Annotated in this window: 6 protein-coding genes and 1 pseudogene; 1 reads left to right on the top strand and 6 read right to left on the bottom strand. The window is 47.4% G+C overall.

Annotated features, from left to right (window positions below; translation table 11 throughout):
- Window positions 1-277 (top strand): hypothetical protein (locus tag AC1WIP_RS09775; RefSeq protein ID WP_481141659.1); only part of this gene is annotated, 277 nt, incomplete at its 5' end.
- 80 nt (window positions 278-357) lie between these two features.
- Here AC1WIP_RS09775 and AC1WIP_RS09780 read toward each other — a convergent pair.
- From AC1WIP_RS09780 to AC1WIP_RS09805, 6 genes and pseudogenes are all read right to left on the bottom strand, one after another.
- Complete coding sequence (locus AC1WIP_RS09780) at window positions 358-576, bottom strand: hypothetical protein (RefSeq protein ID WP_481141660.1); 219 nt, start codon at window positions 574-576, stop codon at window positions 358-360.
- Window positions 549-2,387, bottom strand: coding sequence for a hypothetical protein (locus AC1WIP_RS09785; RefSeq protein WP_481141661.1), 1,839 nt, complete (start codon window positions 2,385-2,387; stop codon window positions 549-551). The genes AC1WIP_RS09780 and AC1WIP_RS09785 overlap by 28 nt, the downstream gene beginning before the upstream one ends.
- A 13-nt stretch (window positions 2,388-2,400) precedes the next feature.
- Window positions 2,401-3,546 (bottom strand): glycoside hydrolase family 53 protein, encoded by a 1,146-nt coding sequence (locus AC1WIP_RS09790; protein WP_481141664.1) that lies wholly within the window; start codon window positions 3,544-3,546, stop codon window positions 2,401-2,403.
- Between the two features lie 13 nt (window positions 3,547-3,559).
- The gene (locus AC1WIP_RS09795; protein ID WP_481141662.1) at window positions 3,560-4,402 is read right to left on the bottom strand and encodes a sugar ABC transporter permease; all 843 of its coding nucleotides are present in this window, start codon (window positions 4,400-4,402) and stop codon (window positions 3,560-3,562) included.
- Window positions 4,402-5,847, bottom strand: coding sequence for a carbohydrate ABC transporter permease (locus tag AC1WIP_RS09800; RefSeq protein WP_481141663.1), 1,446 nt, complete (start codon window positions 5,845-5,847; stop codon window positions 4,402-4,404). The genes AC1WIP_RS09795 and AC1WIP_RS09800 overlap by 1 nt, the downstream gene beginning before the upstream one ends.
- Before the next feature lie 142 nt (window positions 5,848-5,989).
- Window positions 5,990-6,336: pseudogene (locus AC1WIP_RS09805) on the bottom strand (extracellular solute-binding protein); the annotation flags it as partial.

Here is a 6,336-nt window from a genome sequence, read left to right on the forward strand (position 1 = left end):
ATATACTACCATGAAGGTAAACAATGAAATCGAATTGTGCGAAGTATCTGATCTGGAGTGCAAGCAGCAAATTGAACGCCTGCTTTTAAAGAACCGCATCTCCTACTATATCCGCTGGCCCAAATCCTCTTTCTTCGGACGGAAAAAAGACTCCTGCATCATCTGTATCAACGATAATGTTCGAGATGAGGCGGAAAGCATTGTGCGTGCAGTGTGTGACGAGAAGGGATATAATGTAAGGTTTATTTTAAAGAAATCCCAGAACAATTACTTGTAAAAGCACATGCGCCTGCGGGCGCACTGAACAAAAGGGCCTGCTCCCTGCGGAGAACAGACCCTTTTCTTTTTTAACAGCTTCTAGTCAAAATCAAATTTGGTAAAGCGTTTTGCCATGGCTCCGTACCGGAATCTTGCCATTTCATTTTTCTCCAACACATCCGCCTCATTCCCTCTGTACTGACAGCGGATACAATAATATTCGTCCTTGTCCTTATCGTAGAACATATCCATATCCAAATCTCTCATAAAACAGGAAGGACACCTGTAATTTAATTTGCCTTTTCCAGCTTGAGCCATGTGCCAATTACCTCCTTATCTTTTACCTTTGCAGTGTAGCCTAAAGTGAACATGGGTGAGAAAGCATAGCCCTCCTTCACATAACCTACTGCGTTCTCTGCATCGGAGCGCATGGAAACCTTTGTTTCAATCTGAGGCACCGTTGCGATCACCTGCTCTGCGCCCGGCATTTCCAGCTCACGGCACTTGTACTCGTAGGGAAGGGTCTCCTCCTCACTTCCCTTTTTGCAGGTCAGTGTAATCCCCAGCATATCCTCAGAGTATTCGGTGGTTCCGTAGCAGGCAACCATATATTCATTGAGTTCAACCTCTGCATCGGGATTGCTCATCTCAAGAATCCTTCTCTCCATTTTGATTTCAGAGCTTCCCTCCTCAAAAGAGATCACCGTCTGCAGCTTCAAAGTAAGATCCTGGAATTCAATCTCCACGGGATCCAGCGTCAGAATCCTGGTGTTGCCCTCCTTGGAAAAATGAGCCTTGGTGCGGCACAGACACAAATCCACTTCCTCACCGTTATGTTTGAGCTTTGCGCTTCTTACAGTTCCCTCGCCTGCATAATGTGTGAAATAGCCCGCGCGGTATTTTTCCTGAATCAGGAACGGATAAGAAGCGTCCGTCACATGCTTGGTACCAATGCCTACCGGCCACTCCAGCTTTGCGGCATAGGGACGAAGGTCAACGATAGCACCGCCCTGGTCCATATTGACACAGACTCTCATAAAGGGATCACAGTACCAGAAAAGCTGCTTGTCTGAGCCATACAGAATGTCTCTCCACAGCGCACACTCAGGCTCCGTATAGGTCTTCTTCTGACGGTAATAATCAGCAAACTCAGCCATGGTCATATCGGTGAGCTTGCCCTCCTCCTTCAGCTTCCCATAATATGCCATGCCGTCCTCGTAGCTCTTCTTCAAAAGCTCATAGGGCTGCTCCCAGCGTCCCATCTTATTCAGCCAGCCAGGTCCCACAAACATCATATTGTAGGCATAGCCATTGTTATATTTCTCCAAATCTCTGTACTGGTCAATCAGATTATACAGATAAGGATATTCCCAGGTTTTAGTGTCATAGATCATACCGCGCAGCACGTTTTGCGGATGTGTACCAAAATTAGAGCCGTTGCCGTCATAGCAGGCAAGCAGGTCTCTGGAAAGATGCGGGATTGCAACCACACCGCTGTCCTCCGCTTCATTTGCCGCAGGCGCATGGGTGTTCTGCTTGGAAGGAATCCAGGGAGCCCAGGGGCCGCCGTCCATAAAGGTATACCAGGAGTTGTTGCAGGTATGATAAGCCTTGGGGCCCTCCTCCCAGCAGGTGGCAACCTCACACTTTACGCTGGGATATTTCTCCTTAATGTAATTGGTCAGCTCCGCATCCATATAATAAGAGCCCGTGGACTCAGGATAAAAGCCGAATTTCTCATAAAATTTTTCAAATACATCGTCCACGATGGACTTTTTGTCCTCCATGGAAAACATCCAGATACAGAAATCCTTGGTCTTGTACTTCTCCCGGAATTCCTTACAGGGAAGCCCCAAAAGAGACAGCGCAATCTCATCCCCATAGGCTTCATGGTCCTGCTTCGCCAGCTCTACCGCTTCGTCATTAAAAAGCGATGCGTATGTCATCTGAATGGTGGTTTTCAGGCCATATTTGTGTGCAGTGGCCTGCTGAAATTTGAAGATATCAAGAGATTCCGTAAGCAGAGCCTTACGTCCCAGATCCTCTTCCTTTCCATGTCCTGTCACTTTTTCCGCGTATTCAGGCACCATTTCAGGACGATGAATAATATTTACAATAAATTTGTCCATTTTTTTCTCCTTTTTATCGATTTCCTTTTTCGCTTGATTCCCCTTTAAAATCCCGGATTACGGACAGCGCAGGCAGCGCATTGCCATCATAGTCAAACAACGCCTGATTTGCCCACTCGTTCCCTCCCGGTCCGGGATCATTCATATAGGCCAGGGATTCTTCATTGGCCCAGCCGCATCCGGGCACCGGTATCCACGCAGGCTCCCAGTAATAGAAGCCTCTTCCCAATCCACCGGGAATCTCTGCGATCTTTTTCATTACATCGCTCATAAAATCTGCCTGTCCCTGAGGCGTCATAGGATAAGCCACCGCTTCCGCCAGATGAGGCTTGGTAGCCATGCCCTTGCGTTCACTGTCAGACAGCTTTTCGTATTCCTTATAGTCCTCCATGGTATGTCCCATGGAAACCTCTGCAACCACAATCTCCTTGCCGTATCTCGCAGCCAGATCATTCATATTATTTGACAAATCTTCTATCGTGCCATGCCAGAAGGGATAATAGGAAAGACCGATGACCTCAAAGTCAGCGCCCCGCTTTGTGTATTCGTCAAACCATTTCCGGCATTTTTCATTGTTTCCGCCGCAGTCCAAATGAATCATCACCGGAATTGAGGCATCCACCTCTCTCACAGCACGGATTCCGGCACTGATAAAACGGGCAATGTTGTCATAGTTTCCTTCTTTTCCCAATGGCCACAAAAGACCGTTGGTCACCTCATTCCCCACCTGCACCATATCGGGAAGCAGCCCCTTCTCGCCAAGCTTTTCCAGGGTCTCCCTGGTATAGGAATAGACAGCCTTCTCCAGCCCATCCGCATCCATCCCCTGCCAGGCCTTTGGTACAATCTGCTTGCCCGGGTCCGTCCAAAAATCACTGTAATGAAAATCCAGAAGATACGTAAAGCCGAGCTTTTTGCCTTCCTGCGCAATCCATACCAGCTTGTCAAAGTCATTGGTGCCCGCACCATAAGGTTTTCCCTGGGGACTATAGGGATCGTTCCAAAGTCTGATGCGCAGAGAATCTGCGCCATATTTTTTTAAAATGGAAAGAGGCGCTTCCTCCTTCCCCTGATCATAATATTTCGCCCCCAGCCCGAGGAGCTCGGGCAGGGTGGAAACATCCATTCCTTTGATAAATTGCTTCATAGCTTCAACCATTTCCAATCTGAGATTATCCCTTTACGGAACCGCCGGTAACACCTTCAACATAGAATTTCTGCATAATCACGAACAACGCAGAAATGGGGATAGATACCAAAACGCCGCCCGCGCAGAATTGCGTAAAGTAGGTGTTGATCAGGCTCTTGTCCAGCATGTTGTACAGACCGATAGCCACCGTCCACTGAGAAGAGATACCGGAATTGAGCATCATCTTTGCATATACGAAATCCATCCAGGGAACCAGGAAGGAGCTGATTACCGTATAAACAATGATGGGGCGGCTCATAGGGATGACAACCCTCCAAAAGATAGTGGCCTCGCTGGCGCCGTCCAGATAGGCGGCTTCCCGCAGAGAGGTCGGTATGGTGTCAAAAAAGCCCTTGGCAATCAAATACCCGAGTCCGGAGCCTGCGGAATAAACAAGAATCAGTCCCAGATGGGTGTTGGTCAGATTCAGGGTGCGGAGAATAAAGTACACTGCAATCATGGACAGCACGCCGGGAAACAGATTCAGAATCACGCCCACATTCATCAAGGGCTTACGCATTTTAAACCGCATGCAGGATGTGGCATAGGCCACCATCAGCACAAAAATAGTGGAAATCACACAGGTAAAGCATGCAATGATAAAGGTGTTCTTAAACCAGTTGGGAAACTGTGCCACACTATCTGCAGAAAAAAGCAGATTTTTATAATTCACCACGCTCCATTCTTCAGGGAAAAAGGTGCTTGTATTCATTCCCGTGTAGGCGCTGAAGGAGGTCACCAAAAGCCACACAATGGGTATCAGCCAGATAAAAGCCAAAAATGCCAGAAATACATGGCGCAGTACAAGATTAACCACTTTTTTCATCAACGGAACGCCTCCTCTCTGTCTCCCTTCAGGAATCTGCTAAAGGCAATGAGGGTGAATACCGCACAGATAATAAACACTACAATACCAATAGCGGACGCCATCTTGTAATTATAATAATTCTGTGTCAGGTTGAACAGCCAGGTAATCAAAAGGTCCGTCTCCTTTGCCTGAGAATTTGCCATCAGCTGGTCTGTGGTGACAAACACATCCTGGGTCAAAAGGTAGATTACGTTAAAGTTATTGATGTTCTTCACAAAATCCGTCACCAGAGTGGGCCCTGTCACAAAAAGCACATAGGGCATGGTGATATGGATAAAGGTCTGTCTGGGTGTTGCACCATCAATTCTTGCGCTCTCCAGCTGCTCCGTGGGAATATTCATCAGCACACCGGTTGCAATCAGCATCTGATAGGGAACGCCGATCCAGATATTGATCAGAATAATCATAACATGCGCCCAGCCGTTGGCCGAAAGGAAGGGTATATAGCTGGTGCTGATCAGTCCGATATCCCGAAGCCAGTCTGTCAGTCCTATGCTGGCACAGAAGGTATTGAAGATACCATTGTTTGCAAAAAAGTTTCTCACCAAAAGCAAAGACACAAACTGGGGAACTGCTATGGTGATCACAAAGAGAGTACGCCACAGCTTAGGCAGCTTTGTCTTTTTACTATTAATCAACATGGAAAGAAGGATGCCGCCAATGTAGGTGGTAATGGTTGCAAAAACCGCCCACACCAGAGTCCAGATCAATATCTTTCCAAAGGCATATCCAAAGGTTATGGTCAAACCGCCGCTGCTGAAAAGACTTTTAAAGTTTTCAAACCCCACCCAGGTAAACAGGGCGGTAGGCGGCATATGCTGCTGATCATAATTGGTAAAGGCTACCAGAATCAGCACAAGAAGAGGAACTACTGTAAATACGACAACTCCCGTCACAGGCAGCGCCAAAAGCGTTACATAAAATTTCTTGTTGATGTATTCCTTCATATCTTCCCTAAAGGTATTGATATGCAGGCCTGCCTCCGCCCGCTTCTGCAGCCTGTAGACAGCTACGATGTTGTATAAATACACCACGGCAAAAATTGCCCAAACCACAAAGCTTATCAATGAAAACAGCAGAATCATGAAAGAATGATCGTAATCATTAAATTCTGTCTGCATGGTGGCAATGTTAAAAACAGACTCCTGCTGTACCGTTCCCAGTGTGCCGAACTTGGGAACATAATCCATGGCGAATCCAAAGGTAAACCAGATGACTGCCACCTCAAAGATTGTCATCAAAATACCTTTCACAAACTGCTTTCTCCGAATGTAGCCCGCGCCCATCCAGATCAAAGACAGCTTCACAAAAAGGTCTCCCTTGGCCACTGCCTGCCCGAATTCCTTGAAAAAACTGCCCACAGCGCCAAAGAAAGCTTGCAAACCCTTTTTGACCTGACTCATTTTCCGCCCACTCCTTTCCTTTGCCATATCCTTTTCATTTAAAAGGGCGCCCCTCCACTACGTCATTTCATTCATAGCTTCAGGACGCCCTATGCTTCCGTCTCAGTCAGAAATACCTCTGAAACAGCTGCTTAACTAATATTTATTGGGTCGGCGCCGAAACACCTTCTACCAGAGTGTCCAGTGCTTCCTGAATTGCAGCCGCATCATCCCTGTTAAGACTTCCCTGTGCGATCATCTCGCCAAAGGTTGCGGTAGGATCCCAGTAGTTGCCGCCTACAACCTGTACCACACCGTAAGCAGACTGCTCGGACAAAGCTGCAATGGCAACGTTGCTCATAACTGCATCGGAAGCTGCAACATTATTGTTGGAAGGTCCGATTTCTCTCTGCTCAAAACGGATGGCCTGATTTTCCTCATTGGTGATCCAATCAGCCAAAAGAGCCGCCCAGCCTGCATTCTTGGAGTATGCGTTTACCCCCACAAGCT

The organism is Acetatifactor sp. (genome assembly GCF_982438285.1).

What these genes read in the sequence shown, in the direction of transcription:
- AC1WIP_RS09785 (WP_481141661.1), bottom strand. Translation starts at nt 2,387, where the DNA reads ATGGACAAATTTATTGTAAATATTATTCATCGTCCTGAAATGGTGCCT.
- AC1WIP_RS09780 (WP_481141660.1), bottom strand. Translation starts at nt 576, where the DNA reads ATGGCTCAAGCTGGAAAAGGCAAATTAAATTACAGGTGTCCTTCCTGT.
- AC1WIP_RS09790 (WP_481141664.1), bottom strand. Translation starts at nt 3,546, where the DNA reads ATGGTTGAAGCTATGAAGCAATTTATCAAAGGAATGGATGTTTCCACC.
- AC1WIP_RS09800 (WP_481141663.1), bottom strand. Translation starts at nt 5,847, where the DNA reads ATGAGTCAGGTCAAAAAGGGTTTGCAAGCTTTCTTTGGCGCTGTGGGC.
- AC1WIP_RS09795 (WP_481141662.1), bottom strand. Translation starts at nt 4,402, where the DNA reads ATGAAAAAAGTGGTTAATCTTGTACTGCGCCATGTATTTCTGGCATTT.